This window comes from Parapedobacter tibetensis (genome assembly GCF_024704835.1).
Taxonomy (GTDB): Bacteria; Bacteroidota; Bacteroidia; order Sphingobacteriales; family Sphingobacteriaceae; genus Parapedobacter; species Parapedobacter tibetensis.
In genome coordinates, this window is the sequence record NZ_JAMXBE010000001.1 from 21,211 (window position 1) to 44,771 (window position 23,561).

The window sequence follows — 23,561 nt, forward strand, 5'->3', positions numbered from 1 at the left end:
ACTTCTATTTTTTATTACTGCTGAGGTGGAAACTAAGGTTGAGTCCGATAAAGCGTTGGGAAGGCGAGGTGAGATCACCATCGGAATTCCAATCGGGGTCTGCAAACCTGAAATCTTTGGCCCATAGGAATACATTCTGTGCGGTCAACGAAATGCGCGCGCGGCTCATCCCCCAACGTTCGCTCATTTCCAGTGGCAGGGTATACCCGATGGCCAGTTCACGGATTTTGATAAATGTGGGGTCTGTTGCCCCAAAGCGGCCATCGCCATACCGCCGGGCATATGTTTCATAAGACACCGGGGTATCATTGGAGGCATACACCCGGGTATCTTCGGTAATTTGCCCGTATTGATCGAAAGACACGGAGCCGGAAACCACCTTCACCCCGTTGCCCACGTAAGATTCGTTGCCGTTGACCACCTCGTCATAACGCCACTGATTGTCACTATCCGGATGCGAGCCCGTATCCCACATCTTGTAAGCGGTATAATTGCTCAATAGGCCTCCAAACCGGCCATCGAAGCTCAGCTGGAGATCAAAATCCCGGTAGGTAAACGAGTTGTTCAAACCCCAGATGAATTTGGGGTCGTTATAGCCAATCGCATAAGCATACTGACCCTGCTGTGGTAGCCCCCCATCCGTATGGATAACATTGCCTTGCGGGTCTGTCAGCCAATCGGTAATCGTATAATTATCCACGCGTCCGCCCGCCTTCGTCCACAGGTTGTCGGGCGAGTATACCGGATCCAGTTCTTTATAATACTGATGGGTTGTAGCCCAATTCACAGCGACACCCCACGAAAAATTGGATTTTTTAATAACACCGGCGTTCAACGTAAACTCCATCCCCCTGCGTATCCGCGTTTCATCGGTATTGATCAGGGTTTCGGTAAAGCCTGATGCCGCCGAAATGGGAATCGATACCTGCCGGTTGTAGTTGAATACGTTGTAGTATGCCACGTCCAGTATCAGTCGATTGTCCAGCAGATTCGCTACGGTACCCACTTCCCACGTACGGTTGGTCTCCGGCTCAATCACGTTGGTATTGAGTTCGGCAGGGTAAGCCGCCGTATTCAGGCCGTCCCAAGCACCTTGTCCAATGGCATAATTCACATTTGTGGCATATACACCAAGGTCTTGCTTGGATACGGCCCATGAGCCGCGGAGCTTCCATAAGTCCATCCAGCCCGGCATACTGAAAAACTCACCCAACACCACGCTCGTGGCAATGGACGGGTAAAAGTACGAACGTGTCGTTGCATCCAGTGTCGAGCTCCAGTCGTTGCGGGCTGTCAAATCCAGGTAAACAGCATCCTTCCATCCAAATGACGCCAACCCCAACACACTATTCACCTGTTTGTGGGCACGACCGGTTTCGACATCCGGCCGTTCTACCGAGTTGTTTAATGAATACAGCCCCGGCACCATAATCCCGCTGCGGGTATAACCCGAAAGAGACTGGTCTTCCCATTTATAGATAGAAGCCCCGGCAGTAAGGTCAATATCAAAATTCGGCAGTATTTTCTTTCGTGCGTAGTTCAAGAGCAGGTCGGTATTCAAGCTATACCCCCTAGATTGATATTGTCCATACATCCCGTTGGCATGCCAGCCCCGGGAAGAATTAATGCCTGGCGGATTACGCCGCGTATTCTCATTCGAATAAAAATCGTACCCCACCCGCGCCGTCACTTTCGCACCTTTAAACGGTTTGTAATGGGAGGTGAGGTTCACATTGGCCATGTTATTTTCCCGGCTCAGCAATTTCTCATAAGCAATCAGGTACGGATTGTCATACCAAGCTGTGTAATGCCAGTTCTGTTTCTCGTTGGGTGTCACCCAATAGTCGCGAAATTTAGTCACATCATACTCCGGGCCCGTCCACATGAGCAGTTGATAGATGTACCCTTGATCGTCATATCCGGCGCCGGTAGTCTGTGGCGTCATACTTCTATTGTAGCCCATATTGCTGTGGATTTCCACCTTGTCGCCAAGGTTCAGCTTACCAGAAATATTGGCATTGAGACGGTTCAACTTCAGGTTTGGATATTGCCCCTTGTTGTACACATGGGTGAGTGATGCCCGTATCGATCCGATGTCGCCCGATCGGGCAAAGCTGATGTTGTTGTTGGTGACAATGCCGGGTTCCAGAAAGTTCTTGAAGTTGTTTTTACCGCGCGACGCAAGCTCCATTACCTCCATTTGCTTGGTTTCCGGGTTCCATTGTTCCTCCATGATACCGATATCCAGCTTATTGCCCCATACATAATCGATAGAATTGTAGGATCCACCCACGCCCGCACTGTAGGAAGTCTGCACCTCCGGCAGTGTCAAATAGCCGGCGAAAAACATATTGTTGCTGTTCACGCTGATGCCATTCCCTCCACTTTTTGTGGTGATGATGATGGCACCGCCACCGCCCCGCACGCCGTAGAGGGCAGAGGCCGTGGCCCCCTTGAGCACGTCGATGCTTTCGATGTCGTCGGGCGGTACCTGCCGAAGGCTCATATTACCATAGGGGACTCCATCGATGACCAACAGCGGATTGGAAGATCCTCCGCGCAATCGTATATCCGGCGACTCGTCAAACTCGGTACTGTTTTGGATCCACAGGCCAGCCACCTTACCGGTAAGCGAAGTGGCTACATCCACGCCTTTCACTTGCTGTACCTGATCGCCGCCAATGCGCTGCACGGCGTACCCGAGTGATTTTTCCTCACGGACGATACCCAGGGCCGTCACCACCACTTCTTCGATCATTTCTTCCAAACGCCCCAGTTGAACGGAGATCGTTGTTCGGCCATCTGCGGATTCTTCGTGTGTGCGATACCCGAGGTAACTGAATATCAATACATCATTTGCCCCAACATTGCCGATGGAATAGCGACCATCTCCAGTTGTGGCGGCCTCGGTGGCCGTTCCCCTTATACGGATAGTCACCCCCTCAAGCGGCGTACCGCTCGCAACATCGGTCACTACCCCGATTATCGTTTGCTGAGCAAGTCCCAGTCCGTTCTTTTTTTCAGTACTGCTAAGTGGTGAATGTATCCGTCTCACCGGTTTTACCACATAAAACCGTTCGTTTACTTTTTCCACTTCCAGCTGATGCGGCGCCACTAGCTTATTGAGCGTGCCGGCAAGATGGTCTTTCGTAATGTCCGCCACATTCGGTGTTTCCAGGCTAAGGGTGCCGACACGTTCGGCATCATAGTTGATTCGCACATTGAAGCGCTGTTCCAAAGACGTAAAAAAGTCTTTGAAATACACTTTTTGTTTCGGTGTCTTTTTTTTCATACTGAAGGCCTTTGCTGTTTGCTGCAAGGCCGTGGCGTTGGTTACCATTCCTGCCAATAGGAAGATTGCCAACAAATTCCGGATAAGTACATTTGATTTCATATCGAATTTTTAGTGGGTATTTGCATTTTCGTTTCGGATGGCAATGGTATTGCCTTTTTGCTCCACGTCCAGTTCAAATGTCAGGGCAATCATGTGGAGGCCCAGCGACAAGTTGTCTGCGGGTACCGAGCCCGTAAAGCGCAGGTTTTCCAGTCCAGGGTCTGCAAAGGAAATATCATATCCATAGCGGTCTTTTATCGTATTGGCCACATGCCACAACGGCTCATTTCTAAATGCAAGCAATTTGTATCGCCACGAAGCATAGTAGAGCGTATCCGCAGCCGATTTTTGCATCCGATCGCTCCCCGGCGCTATGTACACTGTTTCACCGGGCTCAATTAGTTGCCGGGAGGCGTTATACGCCGCCCTTACACTTCCACTGCTAAGCACTACACGGGCCTCGTCTTCCCGTGTGTTTACATTGAATGCCGTGCCCAACACTGTAATGTCCATTCCCTGTTTGGTATGTACGATAAAAGGCTTGTCCGACATGGGGACCACCGAAAAAAAAGCCTCCCCATGAAGCCATACCTCGCGGCGGTCTTTGTCCAGAAAATCATCATTCACGCGGATTTCAGTATTGGCGTTCAGCACGACCTGCGTACCATCGTCCAACAGTACCGTATCCAGTTGGCCATAGACCGTCTGTATGATGGTTTTCGGTTCGTACCAAGCAACATAACCAACTACTGCTGCTGTTATAAACAATGCCACCGCCGCTGCTAATCGGAATAGTGAAGTGCTGCGTAGAAAAGACCGTCGCTTGTTTTCGGCTTCAGGTGCAACGATCCGTTCAAAGATCCGATCGGCGGAAACGGAATCCATGCGCTGTTGTTCAGCAATCATTTGCATCACCTCCTCCACCCCTGAGATATCCTCATCCGTATCGGCTTGCTGCAAGTAAGAGATGATGCGCGCAGCTTCCGCTTCAGTACACTCACCGTGCAGCATTTTCTTAAATAATTCCTTCATCGACGCGTCTGGCATCCCGGCGTGTGTTTATTGGTAATACAATCGAAGTGCTCGGAGGGACGATAGCTAATGAAATTTTTTTATAAAAGCGCAACCGATTGCGTGCGACATTCCTTTTGGAAATACGTTAAGTATGTCTACCTTTGGTCGTTATAATTGACTTAGCAAACCATGTTGGCCAATAATATGGACAGGGAAAAATTATCAATTTGTTCATCATAATACAACAAAAAAGATACGTTGGCGCCATACATTTACCGCTGATAATGTCCATTATAGATGAAGAAAATGACAATGGTAGATTGGAAGACGGTGGCAAAAAACATATCCAATGGCGATATTGTTGCATTTCGCCAATGTTTCGATAGTTTACGCCAAGATATCTACAGATATGCCATGGCGTACTTTCGATCCTGCGAACTGGCCGAAGACACTGTACAAGATGTATTTACCACACTATGGGCCAACAGACAATCTATTGATGTAGACCTGAATCTTAAGGCGTACATTTATCGGATTGCACGCAATATTATTTTCAACCAACTAAAGCGAGCTACCTATGACCAACGCATGCGCAATATTATTTTCCAGGGCGTATGCGCCGCGGGCAACGAGATAGAGGAAGGCTATTTCTACGAGGAGCTCAATGGCCTTTACCAAGAAGCCATTGACAAGCTACCGCCTCAACGGCAACTGGTATTCACGATGAGCAGGAACGAGGGGGTGAGCCATGACGAGATTGCCCAGCGGCTTGCATTATCTAAAAACACGGTCAAAGACCAAATCGTGAAGGCTTCCCGTTTTATCCGCAACTACATCAGCAAGAGTATGGCCTATATTTCTACCCCGCTATTGCTATTGGTTAACATTTGGCTGGGGCCATAGCATCAATTTTGTTCTGGTCACCATGGATAAACATAGGAGACCGTTTTTAGGCTACCCATTTTTTATTTAATTGCAGTAAAGAATATTGCTTAACTTAGCATGGCATTTTCGTAAAAAATGAAAAAGCTTGCATGTATTGTTTTGCTTACGCTGCCGTTCCATTCAGGGGTTTTTTGCCAGGATAAATCAGGGTATGGAGGCACTTTAAAATAACAAAAAATATACGGACTTTTTGTACGAAAATCCCCTCAATTCTTCAGCAACCGCTGTATCTCATCCAGTTTCATCAACGCTTCTACAGGAGTGAGTGTATTTACATCGAGGTTGTTAAGCATATCCCGTATTTTGACGAGAATGGGGTCGTCTATGGAAAACATCTGCAACTGGTAGGCTTGCTTTTGGATTTTCTTCATGCTGTCCTTAATCCGCTCGCCACCCGTGCGTTCTTGTTCCAAGCGTTTGAGGATTTCATTGGCTCGTTGCAGCAATTTTGGGGGCATCCCAGCCAGTTTGGCCACATGGATACCAAAGCTGTGTTCACTGCCTCCCGGCACTAATTTACGCAGGAAGATGACCTTATCGCTCACTTCCTTGACCGAAACATTGTAGTTTTTAATCCTCGAAAACGAATTGGTCAATTCATTTAATTCGTGGTAGTGGGTAGCAAAGAGGGTTTTTGCTCTTGCCGTGGGATGGTTGTGCAGGAATTCGGCAATTGCCCAAGCGATGGATATCCCATCGTAGGTGCTGGTGCCACGTCCGATTTCATCAAGCAGAACAAGGCTCCTTTCGGAGAGGTTATTCATGATACTTGCCGTTTCGTTCATCTCCACCATAAACGTCGATTCGCCCGACGACAGGTTATCTGATGCCCCTACACGGGTAAAAATCTTGTCGACCAGCCCAATCTTTGCTTCCTTAGCCGGCACGAAACTGCCCATCTGCGCCATGAGCACGATCAGCCCAGTTTGCCGCAACAAGGCGGATTTACCCACCATATTTGGCCCTGTGATGATGATAACTTGCTGCGTTTCATTATCCAGAAAAACATCATTGGTGATGTAATCTTCTCCTACCGGCAGGTTTTGCTCAATGACCGGATGGCGACCACCCTTGATGTCGATGGCATTGCCTTGGTTGATCTCAGGTTTTACATAGTAGTTTTTTTCGGCGATGACCGCAAAGTTCAGGAGCACATCGAGGCGGGCCACTAACTGTGCGTTAAGCTGTATGGGTTTAATATATTCGGCGATTGCCGATAGCAATTCGTTATACAGACGAGTTTCCAGAGCCTGTATCTTTTCTTCGGCTCCTAATATTTGTTCCTCGTATTCCTTTAGTTCTTCGGTAATATAACGTTCAGCATTGACCAAGGTCTGCTTACGTACCCATTCAGGCGGCACCTTGTCTTTATGCGCATTGGTTACTTCAAGATAATAACCAAAGACATTATTAAATGCTATTTTTAGCGAGGAGATCCCCGTAGCCTCGGCTTCCCGTTTCTGAATTTCGAGCAGATAGTCCTTGCCCCCATAGGCCACCCTCCGGAGCTTATCCAGTTCCTCATTCACTCCATCGGCCATCACCTTCCCTTTATTTATTGATACAGGAGGTTCCGGGTTGAGTTGCATTTCGATACGCTCCCGGATGAGTATGCAGGGGTTCAGTTGTTCGGCAATGATTTTTAGTGCTTCCGCATCTGCATCATTCGTTAGTTCTTTCAGCTTTTCAATGGCGTGCAGCGCACGTTTTAATTGGATGATTTCCCGTGGATTGGCCTTCTGCAGCCCAATTTTGCTGATAAGACGTTCCAAATCACCGACTTGCTTAATTTCGCGCACCAAATCATCACGCAAGCCTTTGTGGGTGTATAGATAATCCACCACATCCAGTCGCTCCACAATCGATTTTTCGTCCTTCAAGGGCATCACCATCCAGCGTTTGAGCAGCCTCGCGCCCATTGGAGATGATGTTTGGTCCAGTACATCAGCAAGCGTCACCGCATGCTCGTTGGCTGAATCTATCAATTCGAAATTCCGGATTGTAAATCGGTCTAGCCACATGTAGCGGTCTTCCTCAATGCGCGAGATGTTGGAGATATGCTGCAAATTGCGGTGCTCGGTTTCATTGAGGTAATGCAAGGCTACCCCCGCCGCCACGATACCCAGGGGTAGACGGTCTATACCAAAACCCTTCATCGATTTCACCTCAAAATGCTTGAGCAGTGTTTCCATCGCATAATCACCCGTATAGGGCCATTCGTCAAGGGTGTAGGTATAGAAGTTGTCCCCAAATTGCTCTTCAAACGCCTTGTGTTGGCGTTTGCCCATAATAATTTCCGTTGGTTTAAATCCCTGCAACAGCTTGTCGATATATCCCATACCGCCCTGCGCCACCAAAAATTCACCGGTAGAAATATCGAGGAAAGCGACACCAGCAAGGTTTTTATCAAAAAAAACAGAGGCAAGGTAGTTATTGGATTTCTGCTGGACGATATTGTCGCCATAGGATACCCCTGGTGTCACCAGTTCGGTCACTCCACGTTTCACAATGGTCTTAGTGGTTTTTGGGTCTTCCAACTGGTCACATATCGCCACCCGTTGGCCTGCACGAACCAACTTAGGGAGATATGTTTCAAGGGAGTGGTGTGGAAAACCGGCCAGTGCCGTTTCCGACTCGCTGCCATTGCCCCGCTTCGTTAGCACGATGCCCAGAATACCGGCAGCTTTCACCGCATCTTCTCCGAATGTCTCATAAAAATCCCCTACGCGGAATAATAGCAAAGCACCTGGATACTTCACCTTGATGCTGTTGTATTGTTGCATCAGTGGGGTTTCTTTCTTTGCTGACTTTGCCAATGTGGATTATCGTTTATTTTGCGTGGCCGTAAAAATAGGATAATTGGAGGGATTTGGCAAGCCCCGGAGCCACTTCGCGGCGCCGCGACTTGGCGAGAATGTCCTGCATCCTTTCAAAGGACTCCTCAAATCAGGGCGCTGTGTATTTAGGGATATCCAGTTCCATGGTCTGATGATAGGCTTCCTTGGTATCAATGTCAACCGCGCCCAAAGGAAATGGAACAACGGCTACCTCATCCCCCATCTGTTCAATCACCTGTTTAGCTCCGATGTCGCCACGTAACTCCAACAATTGTGAAAAGACGGATTGGTGGAAGAGGGCAGGAACGCCTTTTCTACCGGCGTAATAACTAGCGGTTATACTTGCTCCTGTGGATTGTTGTTTATTGATCAGTGCGATAAGGTGGGCCGTATCTACATAAGGCTGGTCGCAGAGCATGACCAGGATATTTTCTATTTTTGGATACTTCCCTGTTAGGTATTGAATGCCTTTTCGGATTGAGGAGGCCATCCCTTCTTGGTAATCTTCGTTCTGTATGCAATCAACGTTCGTACCGTCTAGCTCTTTCATCAATACTTCCGCCTGCGCTCCCAAGACCACCACCGTGGCTGCTGTCCCTACCATGGCTGCTGCCTTTACAGCGTGCTGCAGCAGGGTATTGCCCTTGTAAACCAGCTGCTGCTTGGGTTTACCCAATCTCTTTGACTGGCCTGCTGCCAATATAAGGATGCCATACGCTTGCAGCGAAGGGACAATCTTGGTTTGTCGTTGATGGATGCCCCCGGTTTGGTCACGTAAATGTTCCCCTTTTTTTCCTGCAAAAACGGCTTTTATCTCGGCAATGATGGAAAGGGCAATCTCTTCGGGTGTTTCGGCTCCGATGGCTAAGCCGGTAGGGCCATACAGCTTCAATTGTTGCGCCTCTGCGATAATAAGGCCGTCGTCGGTTAGTTCCCGAAACATCTGATCCCGTTTCCTTTTGGGCCCTAACATACCAATATAGCTGGCCGGGCTATTGATAACCTGTGATAGGATCGCCTTATCGTAATCGTAATTATGGGACATCAATACAACGGCTGTCCGTTCATCAATAGCAACCTGTCGTAGCCCATGAAGGGGATCTGAAACGATGACTTGGCAATTTGGAAATCGTACCTGGTTGGCATAGCTGGGCCTACCGTCAACCAGTGTAAGGTCCCATCCCAATAGTTCTGCCAGCTGCGCCAAAGGAAGCACATCGTTGCCCGCTCCCGCGATGACTAATGACAAGGCGGGTTCCATATATTCGATAAATGCGGTGATGGTGCTCCCCTCTTGCCCTCCTGATGGATATTGCACAAAAGCCGATCCCTTTCCAGCTAAAATCCGCCGGATATCGGGGTCTATTTGCTGATAAGGTATCGGAAGGTGGGTGTCTGCTGTGATGACGCCATCTGCATTTACCAATATTTTGGTGCCTTGTTCCGCATGCTTTTTATCATCCAGCGCAAAATAGGTGACTAATACCGAAGGTTGCCTTTTTTCCAGGGTTCTTTGCAATAAGGAAATGGCGGTCGTTTCGTTTCTGGATGAAATGGGTTCAATCAGTATACGGATGATGCCATTGCAGCCCAACCCGATTCCTAGGACGGGGTCATCTTCATCGCTGGTATCATAGGTCACTAACAGTGGTTTTTCTTCCATCATGACACGCATGGCCTTGCGCAGGGTGTCGCCTTCCAAACAACCACCACTGATGGCTCCCGTGAGTGTTCCATCTTCCATGATCAGCATGCGCGCACCAGGTCCCCGGTAGGAAGATCCTTCTATGTGTACCACCGTAGCCAGCGCCGCCTTTTTCTGCTGATCCCGGGCTGCTTCAAATGCATGGATTATTTGCCTGATCTCTTTCATTATAGGGCCGATTCAGTTACCGGTATGGCTTGGATGAGCTTGTCTATGGCATAGCTCATATCTTCCTGACGGGTAAATCGCCCTAGGCTGATCCGGATAGCATGATGCGCATTGGCATCACTCAGTCCCATCGCTTTCAATACATGCGAAGGCTCCTGTACCAAGCCTGAACAGGCGCTTCCCCTGCTTAAGGCCAAGTGCCGAGATAAGGATAATAACAGTTGCTCTGCATTTATTTGCGGAATTAGGAGATTGCTGACATGCGGCAACCTTTCCCCTCCACCATTTATGGAAGTGCCCGGGATTTTCCGGAGCAATGTCTGCTCCATCTGGTCCCGCAATTGCTGTAGGCCGTGAGCCTCATCGGCCATTTCTTTTCTACATAATTCAGCCGCTTTTCCGAAACCCACAATTCCCGGAGTGTTCAGGGTGCCACTTCGCTTTCCCCGTTCGTGATTTCCACCATGTTGCTGTGCCAAGATGTTCACTTTGGGATTGTTGTTGCGAATAAATAAGGCTCCTACCCCCTTTGGCCCATAGAGTTTATGCGCTGAAAACGGCATAAGATCGATAGCATCATCGACAACATGCACAGGTATTTTCCCTACAGCCTGGGTAGCATCGCTCATCAAATAAACGCCGTATTTCCGAGCAATAGCTCCGATTGCCCGGATGGGATGGACAACACCTGTTTCGTTATTGGCATACATCAGGGCTATGCAAATGGTCTTTTCAGCGATAGCTTCTTCCAGGGCTTGGAGGGAAAGCATGCCCTGTGCATCTACATCCAGGTAACTCACCTCAAACCCTTTCGTTTCCAGATAGGCACAGGTATCCAGTACGGCCCTATGCTCCGTCTTGCAAGTAATGATGTGGTTGCCTTGCGCCATCCTTGCTTCTGCCACGCCTTTTAATGCCAAATTAATGGATTCTGTAGCTCCTGAGGTAAAGATGACCTGGTTTGGGGTTGCCCCAATTAATTGGGCAACTTGCTCCCGTGCTTCGGCTACTGCTTCTTTTGCCTGCCACCCATAGCTGTGGTCTGCACTTGTCGCGTTCCCAAAATAACGGGTAAAATAGGGTAGCATGCTGTCCAATACCCGTGGGTCACACGGGGTTGTTGCATTATAATCCAGGTATATGGGTTCATTGGTCATGCAAAAATCCCGCTTTTAATAAAAGGTTGTGCCCGCAGACGTACACCTGTTGCGGCAAATGCGGCATTGGCCACAGCGGGGCCCGCCGGTGGCAGTCCAGGTTCTCCCAATCCTGTGGGATTGATATCACTTTCGATAAACTGGATTTCGATCTCCGGTACCTCGCGCATCTGGATCATATGGTAGGTATTAAAATTGACCTGGTCTGGCTTGCCCTTGGTCAGCGTCAGTTCAGGATACATGGCATGGCCGATACCATCGATGATGCCACCCTCGACTACATTTTCTGCACCGCTTTTGTTAACCACGATGCCACAATCAACCGCGCAATAGATTTTCTTTATTTTAAGCTTACCATCATCCTGCTTGACCAACTCAGCAACCTGTGCTACGTACGAATTGAAAGAATACTGTGCAGCAATACCTTGGTACACATTCGCCCCTTTGGATGTCCCCCATCCCGCCATTTCAGCAACCTTTTTTATGACCCCCGCAAAACGATCGGGGTCATATTCCACCTTACCTATGGGATGCTGTTTGGCCTGCTCAAGCACTTCCAGCCTAAAGGCAACGGGATCTTTCGCTATGGCATGGGCGATTTCATCAATAAAGGATTGTTCAGAGAAAGCAATGAAATTATGGATAGGCCCCCTCCAAGGGGCAGTGGTCACCGGCGATTTATATTCATGGGCATTTACCTGTAAATTAGGTACCGCACCAGCAGGAAAACTACCAGCTCGGGCCGAGTTTCCGGTGACACCCACGGAGTGATGTTGCCAAGCGATCAACTTATTGTCGGTGTCTACCGCGGCCTTGTATTGATACGTACACATCGGTCGGTAATACCCGCCCCCCATGTCGTCTTCCCGTGACCAAATTAGGTTCACCGGCACCCCGGCCGCGTTTGAAACCAACACGGCTTCTTCGACGAAATCGGACATGAGCCGACGGCCGAATCCCCCGCCCATGCGGGTCATCATGACAGTAACCTTGCCTTCGGGCATATCCAACAGCTTGGCTACTCTGGTACGGGTTCCTTCTGGTGTTTGAATGGGGCCGTAAAGCTCTGCGCCGTCTGGCCTCACATGCGCAAAGAAATTCATGGGTTCCATGGTATTGTGGGCCAAGAAAGGGGCTTCATACATTGCTTCAAAAACCTTCGCACCCCCAGAGAAGGCCCGTTGGACATCTCCATCCTTGCGCTGCGGGGTTTCGGTTGGACGCCGACTCAGCACCTCCTTAAAATTCCGTTGGTAGTCGGCTGTGCTTTCCATAGATTCGCCATCTTCCCATTCGGCCTGTATTTTTTTAGCGCCTTGCATTACTTCCCAAGTAGATCTGCCCAATACAGCGATTTTATTGTCTATACGGATTACCTGTTCGACACCTGGTTGCTTTTTCGCTTCCGCGTCGTCAAAAGACTTCAATGTCTGACCAAAAGCCGGGGGGCGAACTAACGTGGCATAACGCATTCCTTCCCGCTTGGTGTCAATGCCATATTTATATTGACCGGTAACGATGGCCCTGTTATCCACATTCGGAATCCGTTTACCAATGATGGCAAATGATTGGATCGGCTTGATGTTTACATCGGTCGGAACTTCCATGGTAGCCGCTTTTTCGACCAGCTGCCCATATCCTATTTTTTTACCCGTTGCTTTATGCACGACCATGCCCCTCTCCGTATAGCAGGTATTTGGGGATACTGACCACTCAGCCGCAGCGGCATTAATCAATAGTTGACGAGCCGTGGCTCCCGCTTCACGAAACGATTCCCAGCTTTCCCGGACCGAGCCACTTCCGCCGGCAACTTGCCTTTTATATTTTTCAGTGTCCAGCCCTGCTTGCTCCACCTTCACGTCCTTCCAATCCACATCGAGCTCTTCAGCCACCAGCATGGGCAGGGAGGTTTTGACCCCTTGGCCGATTTCCGGATTGGGATTCATGAGCGTAACCATCCCATTGGTGTCGATTTTAACAAACGCATTTAAGTCATGTATAACCCCATCGCCGCGCTCCGGACTGCATGATGAAAGGACATTAAACCCCAATACCAAACCTCCTCCGGTGAAGGCGCTTATCTTGATAAAATCCCTTCTATTTAATTTAGTTATTTGCTCGTTCATCCTCATTTGTTTTAAATGATCAGTTAGTTCCTTTTCGGTGAAGAATAGAATTTCTTATTTTATCCGTTTTCCGAAGCCAATTTTATAGCCTTTTTAATGCGATTGTAAGTGCCACATCGACAAATATTGGTCATCGATTCATTGATGTCTTCGTCCGTAGGTTTGGAATTACTTTTCAGCAACGCTACTGCGGCCATGATTTGCCCACTTTGGCAATATCCGCATTGGGGAACATCAATTTCCTCCCAGGCCCTTTGCACAGGATGTTCACCGTCTTTGGATATTCCCTCAATGGTGGTTATCTGTTGGTCCCTTACACTTTCTACCGGGATCGTGCACGACCGGACAGCGGCATCACCTACATGTACGGTACAAGCTCCGCACTGCGCAATGCCACATCCGTATTTGGTTCCGGTAAGGCCTATGAAGTCCCTAATCACCCAAAGTAAAGGCATCTGCGGATCGGCATCCACCTCATATTTTTTCTTGTTGACTGTGAGATTAATTGTTGCCATAGTTGTAGTTAGTTAGTGTCTATCTATAATATTGAAAGATGGAACACGGATAACACCGATCAAGCGGATAATCGCCGATTTTTGATCATCATCTGTGTAAATCCGCGTCATCTGCGTTCTATTTTTTAGTTTATCTATCCAAGACACCGACTTTATGGACAGACTCGTTAGTTCGTTAATTTCAGCCCCTGAGGTATCAACGGTAAACTGCTTAGTTTTACTCCGGTTGCATCAGCAATGGCGTTGCGAATTGCCGGTGCAATCCCGACTATCGGTGTTTCGCCCGCTCCGGCCGATGGGATATCTTTCCTATCCAACAGCACAATATCCAATGGGGGGATATCAGCAAAGCGGGGTACCCGGTAGCTGGATAGCGAAGGATTTAAAATGCGGCCATCCTTGAAATCGACTTCTTCAAACAGGGCACCCCCGAGCCCCTGCAGAACACAACCCATTACCTGGTTTTCCAAATGCAAGGGATTGACAATCGCCCCACAGTCAAAAGCGGCAACGATACGTAGCACGCTGAGCTGTTCAGAAGATCGGTTATAGGCAACTTCTACACAGGTAGCGATGTAGGAATTTTTCACAAATCCACAAGCGATGCCATAACCATGGTCCGCTACTTTCTCTTTTTCCCAGCCAAACTTCCCCGCGGCGGCTTTCAGTACGCCCTTTAGCCGTTCATCTTTTAAGTTAGCCAGCCTGAAGTCAAGTGGGTTTTGTTTCAACTGCCTAGCCAAATCGTCCATCATGCTTTCTATCGCAAATATATTAGCCGTGGAAGCAAGGGCCCGGTAGGATCCTTGTTTTAGCGGTGTGCGGGAGGGGTGGAATTGGATGTGCTTGACGCTGGCTTCATAGGGCAAGTCGATTCCCGCACCCCCTGAATTATAATTGTGGAACTCCCAGGAGCTGATCAACCCATCATCATCCACGGCTGCCGCCATTTCGATCAGACCTGCAGGCCTGAAATAGGCCCATTTAAATTCTTCTTCACGGGTCCATACGACTTTTACCGGCTTGCCTACTGCTTTGGCCAATCTTGCAGCTTCCAATGCTGCCTCGCCACTATGTTTGCCGCCATAGGCCGATCCGGTATCGGGCATAAATACGCGGATGCTACTCTTCGGTACGGAAAACGCCTCTGCGAGTTCCTCTTGGACGCCAAAAGGTCGCTGTGTTCCTGTCCATACGGTCAGCTGCCCATCCCCCCATGTTGCCACCGCTGCGCGAGGCTCCAACGGAACATGAGCAATATATTGGACTTCAACACGCTGCTCCAATCGGATAGTGGAGGCTTCAAAAGCTTTCCGAGCTTCTGCCTGCGCAGGATCCTCGTTATTATTTTGACGGGAATTTTCTTTAAGGTAGGTAAATATCTCTGCTTTTGCAGGCTGCGGGGCGGCATGCCATTGTGCGTCAATCTTTGCCAGCGCATTGGCGGCGGTTTGGGGATCCGGAGCGGTTACGCCGATGAAACCCTCTTCCTGCACAACCGTTACATTAGCAGAAACCTGTGCCTTCTCAATAGCTGCAGAAACCAACGAAGCGCCATAGGATGGTGCGCGCAGGATCTTTCCATACACCATATCCGGCAACTCCATATCTGACACATATTGATGCTTACCAGAAACAAAATCTCTTCCGTTTGTTTTAGGTACCGACGTTCCGGCTATGGTCCATTGCTGAGGAGGGGTGAGTGCCGCTTGATCATTCACCGGAAGTAATATTTTCTTTCCTTTGGTAATTTCCCCATAATCCAATGCTTGGCCGGAGCCGCTATGGATGAGTTGACCATCTTTCGCCTGAACCGATTCCTTCGGTATTTTCCATTGCGTAGCAGCCATCTCCACCAATGCTTCTTTTAAGGAAGCGGCGGCTTTACGTAATTTCGGGCCCATATAAGGCGTAGTGCGACTTCCATACGTGCCCTGGTCGTAAGGGCACAGCAGGGTGTCACCCATTGTCATCGTAATGCGGGGTAACGGTACGGCAAGCTCTTCGGCGACCAGTTGCGCCAAGGAGGTACGAATATTTTGCCCAACCTCCACCTTCCCGGTGAACACGGATATCGATCCGTCTTCAAGGATATGGATCCAGGCAGCGATCGACTCCTCATCGGGAAGCGCCGATCCCATGGATTGGCCGAGTTCCTGCCAAGCATATACATAGGAATGGGTGAGGGCAATGGCCACACCTCCACCTAAAAGTTTGAAGAAGTTACGTCTGTTAATCGTATAACCGGAAGACTGGATTTCACTGGCATTTATTGCTTTGGGACGTTGTGTTTTGTCTGCTAAGCTTAATTTATCCATAGCCTTCTTTTTTTTCCGGTTAAACTTTACTGATGGCTTTCATAATACGCGGGTAAACGCAACAGCGGCAAACATTCCCCTGCATCGCATCTATGATTTCCTGACGGGTTGGTTTGGGATTTCTGGCCTTTAACGCAACGGCCGAAATGATCATGCCCGAAGAGCAATAGGCACACTGAAATGCATCTTCATCCAAGAAAGCCTGCTGCACCGGATGCAATTGCCCCTCCTTTTCCAATCCTTCGATGGTGATGATTTCCTTATTTTGAACACTGGCAACGGGTGTAATACAAGATGGCATGGCGTGGCCATCTATCAAGACCTTGCAGGAACCGCACATACCCTCACCACAACCGTATTTACTACCGGTTAATTTCAAATGCACCCTTAATGCATCAAGAAGGCTGGTATTATCCGGCACATTCAGAGAATATTCGCTGCCATTTACGTGAATCTTCATATCAATAAATCAGCGTTAGCAGATGATAAAGCTATTACAACTCAGGACGTCAACAGGATATACCCATCGATGATTTGGTATTTGAAATCAAATTTAATGAAAATACAAGAACTATGCAAACGGTGACTTTATTGTTACAGCAGAACGGTGTTATTGCCTGTTTACCTCCGCCAATTGGCGGAGGCTTGAACGCAAATGGAAACTAGCACTTGTGAGAAAAGGGCAAGTTATCTAAGTTTGCACAGCAAAATAATGGGCATCAAACGAACTCGTAAAAGAAAAATCAAACGGAAAAACCGCTTCATCCCCACCATAAGGAACAAATACCTGCGGTGGATAATGCGTGCAGTGGTATATTTCCTAGCCATCACCATTGGCTGTGTAATCCTGCTGCGCTTTATAAACCCTCCCATTACCTTTCTGATGATACAGCGCGGGGTTGAGCGCAAAAGCGAGGGCAAGGATTGGAAGATCACCAAAAAATGGGTAAAGTATAGTGAATTGTCGGATAATCTGAAAAAAGCAGCAGTCTCCGGGGAAGATGCCCGTTTTATGGAGCATTGGGGGTTCGATCGCAAAGCCATTGCTGATGCTTATCAACGCAATAAGGATGGCGGGAAGCTCCGTGGAGGAAGCACCATCAGCCAGCAAACCGCCAAGAATGTATTCCTCTGGCCAGGGCGTTCGTGGATAAGGAAGGGGTTTGAAACTTATTTCACGGCACTCATCGAGTTATTTTGGGGGAAGAAACGTATTTTGGACGTTTACCTCAACGTCATCGAAACCGGAGATGGGCTATACGGCGCTGAAGCCGCTACCCAACATTACTACGGTAAGTCGGCTCAAAGCCTGACCAAACGCCAAGCAGCATTACTGATAGCAGTACTACCTAACCCCCGCCGCTGGTCACCCGTAAAACCAACTGCATTTATCAACCGGAAAGCGAACCTCATTGTACGTTATATGGGATATAGTCAGGTACCTTGAAGTCGGGAAGTCCGGAAGTTGGAATGCGGATCGTGTCCGGCCGCTGGCGGACGACGTAGATCATGCGGATTTACACTGATTATTAGTTTAGTCAATCCAAAAGAAGTCGGGAAGACCGAAAGTCGGAAAGTCAGGAAGAAAATCTTGGCGTACTTGGCTGGCGCGTAGGCGGCTTTGCGGGCTTTGCGTGAAAGAAGTCCGGAAGCTGATAGCTGATGCCTACAAAAACACCTTCGCATGCCAACTATCCCGTAGTGGGATTTCCCAGTTGGTTTCCAGTTCGGGATAGGAGGTCACCAGGTTGTTGAATACAACGGTATCATCCGTTACCTCACCCGCGAGGATAAGTCGCTCAAACTCGTCGCGGGGAACGACTTTAATGTCATCTGCATGACGGTACGCAACCTGCATACGATCGAAAAGGTTGAGTCCAGTCGCCACTTCAATTTCCTTGAGGAGGTGTACGGACTTATCTATGGAACAACCTGTTGGAGGGGCTACTGCGTCATCAACCATCACGATGATAAACCGATCGTGGCGGACCTCCGCCTTAGCAGCCAATGCCTTGCCATGTGCCTTCCATTGGGTCGTAAAACCACCCAATTTATCCAATATGCGAGCTTTTTCGCTTTCAGTTAATTGCCGATCTGCCTGATATATCCAAATGCGCTCCATGATAGGACAAAGATATGGAATTTTTAATGGAACGCAGATAACACAGATTGGGCAGATAGACGCATCATCCGTTAGATCAGTGTCATCCGTGTGCTATCTGTTCAACTCCCGTAATACGGCGATATCATCAGGTATACAACCACACCTGTTACCGCCACATATAGCCATAGTGGAAACGTGATTTTGGCCAGTTTACGGTGCTTGGCAAAATTCCCGGATAGTCCCCGCACATAGGTGATCAATACAAACGGAATGATGATGATGGAGAGTAAAATATGCGTAATGAGGATAAAGAAATATACATAACGGATAAAACCCTCACCACCATATGACGTGGATTCAGATGTCATGTGGTAGGCTACATACATTGCCAAGAACGCTATTGAGCAGCCAATACAAGTCTTTACCAATGCCTCATGCAATTTACGTTTTCCGTTTTTGATGGCTACCACCGCCCCTACCAGTAGTATGGCGGTAATGCCATTGATTGCTGCATAAATGGGGGGAAGGAAGGTCAAAGGCTTCACATCATAACCCAGATCGCGCAAATTAATCCCAAACAGGATGGCCACCACCACTGGAATCGTCACCGAAAGAATGACAATCCATATATTATATCTTTTCTCTATTGTGTTTTGCATCATTAACTTGATTTTGTTTCTTGTGTAATTTGCCGCCTCCATCCCGCCTGACTTTCGGACTCCTTTCACGCAAAGTCCGCGAAGACGCCTACGCCCCTGCCAAGTACGCTAAGATTTTCTTCCGGTCTTCCCGACTTTCGGACTTTCTGACTATCAATAAGGACTAGTTTCCCGGATTTCCTGTACCAGCAGTAATTTTACTTCATCAATCAACCGATCTACTTCCTTCTTGTGGTTCACATCGTAATAGCCTCTGATACGCCGGTGGGAATCCACCAATATCAGTGAAGAGCTGTGGATAAAGCTCGCGTCATTCGTGGTATCCTGCACAGCATCGACTAAAAATCCGTTGCGCGCCACATCATATACATCACTCTTTCCGGCAGTCAAGAAATGCCATTTTTTATCTTGTGGCTGATATGTGGTTGCATATGACCTTAAAACCGCTGGGGTATCGTATGCCGTATCCACCGTAATGGTATAGAAATTGACCATCTTATTCTTCGCAAAGCGCGCTGCCACCCGATTCATCTCATCATTCATGTGTGCACAAAAGCTCTCGCATCGGCTATAAAAGAAATTGACCACCGCGATACTCGTATCAGCTGCCAATACCTCAATTTCCTTCCCTTCCTGGTTGACCAATGAAAACGGTGTGATGTGATGGAATAGGGTATCTGGCACCTTTTTACCCATCCGGTTGCTGAATGTTCCGGTCAATACTTTCTCTCCATAAATCGGGAGGCTTTTGTACCGGTTTTCTCCCTTTTTCTCCAAGAGGTAATATAAAAATCCTGGCAAGATCAATACCACTGCCAGGATAAGTATTTTTTTCAAGCCATTAGTTTGCCTGATGGTATCCATTACGGGGTCGTCCAAAAAGGGAACGGGTTGTAATGGGTATTCAAGTATGTTCCCTCCATCAGCATCAATGCGATGAAATAAATGATAAACAGGAATACAACGGAAATGGACATAATCAGCCCAAACGTCTCAAACTTAAGGTGCATAAAATAGGCTACGATGTAATAAGCCTTAAGCAGCGTGAGCATAATATAAGTAATGTTCACTGCCAGTCCTTTTTCCACGTATCCGCCATGTACCAGCACCAATGCAATGAAAAATTCCAATGCTGTGAGGGCGAGCAGGTAAAAAAACACCCGCCATATCTTGCCTTTGGTCATGCCTTCGTGGTGCGCTGTTTCTTCGTGCCCAACTGTATGATCGTGATTAGAAGCCATAGTCTATATTGCTATATTGAATATTATTAAACCAAGTAAAAGAATGTAAATACAAATACCCACACCAAATCAACAAAGTGCCAATACAATCCTACCTTCTCCACCATCAGGTAGGTGCCCCTCCGTTCAAAGGTATTGGCCAACGTCATAAAAAGAATGATGATGTTGAGCAGTATTCCCACGGATACGTGGAAGCCGTGGAAGCCTGTGATGGTGAAAAACAAATTGGAAAATTGCAAAGCGGAAACTTCGGATATTCCGTGGGTAAAATAGGGTGCTAGCGTCACTTCAGGAGATACGCCATCCTGGTGAGGAATACTTCCCCACCAAAAACCTTGGTGGTGCAGGTGTGTCCATTCCATTGCTTGGCAACCGACAAACATCAATCCCCCAATAATGGTGGCGATCATCCAACCCACCACTTCCTTCTTCGAATTGCGGTGGCCTGCTTCCACAGCCAATACCATCGTCACTGAACTCATAATGAGGATAAAGGTCATGATACCCACAAATACCAGCGGGAAACCGTGGTCTGCAATGAGGGGGATGGATTGGAATACCTTATCTGGATCGGGCCAGGCAAAGTGAGCAAAACGCTGCGTACCATAATAAATCAGGAAAGCGGAAAACGTAAAGGCATCCGAAGTAAGGAAAAACCACATCATGATTTTGCCGTACTCCACATTGAAAGGCGACCTGCCTCCGTTCCACCGCCCGGTCTTTACCTTATCCAATTGCGTTACAGTTGTACTCATTGTTCAGTGTTATTGATTCAAAAGTAAAAAAACATAAATATAAATCCATAAAATGCCCAGGAAATGCCAAAACAATGCAGCCAAATCCATCCGGAAAACATTCCGTACTTGGTCAATGTTTCTTATGCGTCCTGCCAGAGCCCGCACCAATACAAGGATGCCGGCGATGATATGCGCAAGGTGCATGCCCGTGAATATATAAACAAAAGACTGGGAAGCATTGGGATTTACAAACACCACACCCCTGCCACTTAACACCCCCCAAGCATGCACCTGCATGGCAAAAAATCCTAATCCCAATACGATCGTTGCCATAAGCAACAACTTTTGTCGACCAAATGCCGTTTTCCTGGCAGCAACATATGCCAATTGCATGGTCAAGCTGCTCAATACAATCAATACCGTACTGTAAATAAATGCTTCCGGCAGTAAGGTCTTAATTCCCTTATCCACACCTCCGGCCGTGTACACGATGAACCCGCTTGACAGCGCTGCAAACATCATGAACATACCTATCATCCCCAACCAAAGGTTGAATTTCTTCGCCTTCTGCTCGGTCAGCTCCTCCTTATCCTGTGTATACCTGGCCATGGCTATCATAGGGCTTTAAAATCAAACAGTAAGATCAGCTGGATCAATGGTAGGTAGAAAAACGACGTAAACATCACCTTTCGTGCTGAAGCCAAATCGCATTTCAAGAAAAGCTTCAATCCATACCAGCTAAACAATAAGGCTCCTGCCAGCGAAAACGCGGACACGACATATCCCCCAAATCCGAAGAAAAATGGAAGCATACCCACCGGGATCATTAGCAATGTGCTAAATAGCACCATGAATGCCGATATCTTGTCTTTCTTGGTTGTGGGCAGCAACCTGAATCCCGCACGCTTATAATCCTCATCAAGCACCCAAGCTATCCCCCAAAAATGAGGAAATTGCCAGACGAATTGAATGGCAAACAACACCAATGGAATAATAACGATGGCCGCAGCATTATGTTGGCTATAAGCCGCTAAATCATTTTGACTAAACGCGGCGTAATAGCCTATCAATGGAGGCAATGCCCCCGGAAACGCTCCGATAAATACGGCAATGGGTGATTTACGTTTGAGTGGCGTATACAAAAATGCATACAGCAATATGGAGAATACCGATAACAATCCAGCAATGAAATTAAGCGTCACCAGTGTATAAGTACCGATGATACCCATCAATAAGCTCAGCACCAAGGCTTGTCCGGTGGTCATCCTTCCAGCAGGGATGGGCCTGTCAGCCGTACGTTTCATCAACTTATCCAGATCTCGCTCGATGATCTCATTGAATCCATTGGCCGATCCGGTAACCAAAAAGCCCCCAACCGTCAATATCATCCAATTTATCCAGTTAATATCTCCTTGTTGCTTACTACCAATGAGAAACGCGATGGATGCAGAAAATACCACCGTTATGGTCAGCCTTAACTTTACCAGTTGCTTGAAATCGCCCATGAACTGTGCCAATCCAGCAAAAACCTCCCCCCTACCGCGTCTCTGCACGGCAACATCTCCTTCAAATTTCCTGGTCTGTATATCGTCCTCAATCCTATTCATCTCTTATATTTCTACTCAATTCTATTCATCATCCACTATCGGGCAGTCTTGCCAAGCAAAAGCATCAGATAATATTGGGTACCAAATAGCAAACTTGCCAGTACCAAATGCGCTGTCTGCGCAAAGGGCGGGATATCGAAATAAGCCAACATCACCGCACTTATAATTTGTAATACCAACAGCACCAACAACAGATTGGTAAACCTGCTCTGATAGGTGTTGCGTGCAAACCGCGAACGAACGACAAAGAAAAGAAACAGCACCGCTATTCCTGATACAAATGCCAGGCTCCGGTGGATATTAAACACGCTCCCTACCCGGTCCAACCACTCACTCCTGCTAGGTGCATCACCCGAACTTGCTATGCGATCTATTTCTTCCCGCACTCCCGTACCTATCGCTATTTGCGCAATGATTAACAGCAGCGATAGGGCAGCCAACCATTTTATCCCACTTGACGTGTGGTTAATCAACAAATCCTTATCACGTAATGCCCTTGCCTTGAAATATGTGTAGATACTGATCCCTACAATAACCAATGCTAGCAGCATATGTACTGTGATTATCCCAGGCATCAAGTTTGTAGACACCACAATGGAGCCTAGCCAAGCCTGGAAACCCACCGCAAACACGTTGATTATGCTCCAGATAAAGATTCTTTTCTTCGTTTTAAAGAACGTAAATGAGAAAACGGCGCAAAGCAACAGCAAAAAACCCGTAACCGCCCCCACCAATCTGTTAATGTACTCTGTCCACGTCTTTGCAGCGTTAAACTCCTCGTGCTGGAGAATCGACTCATCTTGTCGTATCTGTTCTGCCAATTCACTGTAGCCAAAGCGGTCTAACGTCTTCGCAAAACGTTCATTCTTCGCTTGCCTTCCCGCTATGTATTTTTCTTCGTATCCCGCTGGCAACTGAGAAACTTCAGTAGGTGGCACCAGCTTGTCAAAACATTTTGGCCAATCTGGGCAACCCATTCCCGAGCCCGTGCTACGTACTACCCCACCTGCAAGAATCAACAGAAACAACGAAACAATCGTAATTTTGTTAATCCACAAAAATCTTTTTTCAGCAGGTGGAAGCATATGTTTATT

At 47.9% G+C, this 23,561-nt stretch carries 19 protein-coding genes; 2 read left to right on the forward strand and 17 right to left on the reverse strand.

Features of this window, described 5'->3' with window-relative positions:
- Positions 1 to 4: 4 nt before the first annotated feature.
- Positions 5 to 3,394, reverse strand: a complete 3,390-nt coding sequence (locus tag NF543_RS00080; protein WP_257666040.1) for a SusC/RagA family TonB-linked outer membrane protein — start codon at positions 3,392 to 3,394, stop codon at positions 5 to 7.
- A gap of 9 nt (positions 3,395 to 3,403) precedes the next feature.
- The gene (locus NF543_RS00085; protein WP_257957417.1) at positions 3,404 to 4,366 is read right to left on the reverse strand and encodes a FecR family protein; all 963 of its coding nucleotides are present in this window, start codon (positions 4,364 to 4,366) and stop codon (positions 3,404 to 3,406) included.
- A 279-nt stretch (positions 4,367 to 4,645) separates the two neighbouring features.
- Here NF543_RS00085 and NF543_RS00090 point away from each other — a divergent pair, with 279 nt between their 5' ends.
- On the forward strand, positions 4,646 to 5,251 hold the full coding sequence (locus NF543_RS00090; protein ID WP_257666042.1) for an RNA polymerase sigma-70 factor: 606 nt from the start codon (positions 4,646 to 4,648) through the stop codon (positions 5,249 to 5,251).
- A 248-nt stretch (positions 5,252 to 5,499) separates the two neighbouring features.
- Here the strand turns inward: NF543_RS00090 and mutS are convergent, their stop codons facing one another.
- From mutS to NF543_RS00125, 7 genes are all read right to left on the reverse strand, one after another.
- Entirely contained in the window at positions 5,500 to 8,109 is a 2,610-nt protein-coding gene (gene mutS, locus NF543_RS00095) for a DNA mismatch repair protein MutS (protein WP_257666043.1), read from the reverse strand.
- A 130-nt stretch (positions 8,110 to 8,239) separates the two neighbouring features.
- On the reverse strand, positions 8,240 to 10,003 hold the full coding sequence (locus NF543_RS00100) for an XdhC family protein (RefSeq protein WP_257666044.1): 1,764 nt from the start codon (positions 10,001 to 10,003) through the stop codon (positions 8,240 to 8,242).
- Entirely contained in the window at positions 10,003 to 11,160 is a 1,158-nt protein-coding gene (locus tag NF543_RS00105; protein ID WP_257666045.1) for a cysteine desulfurase family protein, read from the reverse strand. Before NF543_RS00105 ends, NF543_RS00100 begins: the two co-directional genes overlap by 1 nt.
- Positions 11,157 to 13,286 carry a xanthine dehydrogenase family protein molybdopterin-binding subunit gene (locus NF543_RS00110; RefSeq protein ID WP_257666046.1) on the reverse strand — a complete coding sequence of 710 codons (2,130 nt, stop codon included), beginning with the start codon at positions 13,284 to 13,286 and terminating at the stop codon, positions 11,157 to 11,159. The genes NF543_RS00105 and NF543_RS00110 overlap by 4 nt, the downstream gene beginning before the upstream one ends.
- A gap of 59 nt (positions 13,287 to 13,345) precedes the next feature.
- Positions 13,346 to 13,801: a (2Fe-2S)-binding protein gene (locus NF543_RS00115; protein ID WP_257666047.1), complete on the reverse strand. Its 456-nt coding sequence runs from the start codon at positions 13,799 to 13,801 to the stop codon at positions 13,346 to 13,348.
- A 167-nt stretch (positions 13,802 to 13,968) separates the two neighbouring features.
- Entirely contained in the window at positions 13,969 to 16,119 is a 2,151-nt protein-coding gene (locus NF543_RS00120; protein WP_257666048.1) for a xanthine dehydrogenase family protein molybdopterin-binding subunit, read from the reverse strand.
- Between the two features lie 19 nt (positions 16,120 to 16,138).
- Positions 16,139 to 16,579 (reverse strand): (2Fe-2S)-binding protein, encoded by a 441-nt coding sequence (locus NF543_RS00125; RefSeq protein ID WP_257666049.1) that lies wholly within the window; start codon positions 16,577 to 16,579, stop codon positions 16,139 to 16,141.
- A gap of 252 nt (positions 16,580 to 16,831) precedes the next feature.
- Here NF543_RS00125 and mtgA point away from each other — a divergent pair, with 252 nt between their 5' ends.
- Complete coding sequence (gene mtgA, locus NF543_RS00130) at positions 16,832 to 17,566, forward strand: monofunctional biosynthetic peptidoglycan transglycosylase (protein ID WP_257666050.1); 735 nt, start codon at positions 16,832 to 16,834, stop codon at positions 17,564 to 17,566.
- Between the two features lie 219 nt (positions 17,567 to 17,785).
- On the opposite strand, the gene NF543_RS00135 is transcribed toward mtgA, so the two are convergent.
- The 8 genes from NF543_RS00135 to NF543_RS00170 all read right to left on the reverse strand — a co-directional run bounded on the left by NF543_RS00135 (position 17,786) and on the right by NF543_RS00170 (position 23,552).
- On the reverse strand, positions 17,786 to 18,241 hold the full coding sequence (locus NF543_RS00135; RefSeq protein ID WP_257666051.1) for an ABC transporter ATPase: 456 nt from the start codon (positions 18,239 to 18,241) through the stop codon (positions 17,786 to 17,788).
- A 101-nt stretch (positions 18,242 to 18,342) separates the two neighbouring features.
- On the reverse strand, positions 18,343 to 18,882 hold the full coding sequence (locus NF543_RS00140) for a DUF420 domain-containing protein (protein WP_257666052.1): 540 nt from the start codon (positions 18,880 to 18,882) through the stop codon (positions 18,343 to 18,345).
- A gap of 153 nt (positions 18,883 to 19,035) precedes the next feature.
- A complete protein-coding gene (locus tag NF543_RS00145) occupies positions 19,036 to 19,719 on the reverse strand; it encodes an SCO family protein (RefSeq protein WP_257666053.1) in 684 nt (227 codons plus the stop codon).
- Positions 19,720 to 19,745: 26 nt separating this feature from the next.
- Positions 19,746 to 20,123: a cytochrome C oxidase subunit IV family protein gene (locus tag NF543_RS00150; protein ID WP_257666054.1), complete on the reverse strand. Its 378-nt coding sequence runs from the start codon at positions 20,121 to 20,123 to the stop codon at positions 19,746 to 19,748.
- Between the two features lie 26 nt (positions 20,124 to 20,149).
- Entirely contained in the window at positions 20,150 to 20,878 is a 729-nt protein-coding gene (locus NF543_RS00155) for a cytochrome c oxidase subunit 3 (RefSeq protein WP_257666055.1), read from the reverse strand.
- Positions 20,879 to 20,887: 9 nt separating this feature from the next.
- Positions 20,888 to 21,469: a cytochrome c oxidase subunit 3 gene (locus NF543_RS00160; RefSeq protein WP_257666056.1), complete on the reverse strand. Its 582-nt coding sequence runs from the start codon at positions 21,467 to 21,469 to the stop codon at positions 20,888 to 20,890.
- Between the two features lie 5 nt (positions 21,470 to 21,474).
- Positions 21,475 to 22,377 (reverse strand): heme o synthase, encoded by a 903-nt coding sequence (cyoE, locus tag NF543_RS00165; protein ID WP_257666545.1) that lies wholly within the window; start codon positions 22,375 to 22,377, stop codon positions 21,475 to 21,477.
- Positions 22,378 to 22,502: 125 nt separating this feature from the next.
- Positions 22,503 to 23,552 (reverse strand): COX15/CtaA family protein, encoded by a 1,050-nt coding sequence (locus NF543_RS00170; RefSeq protein WP_257666057.1) that lies wholly within the window; start codon positions 23,550 to 23,552, stop codon positions 22,503 to 22,505.
- Positions 23,553 to 23,561 lie beyond the last annotated feature (9 nt).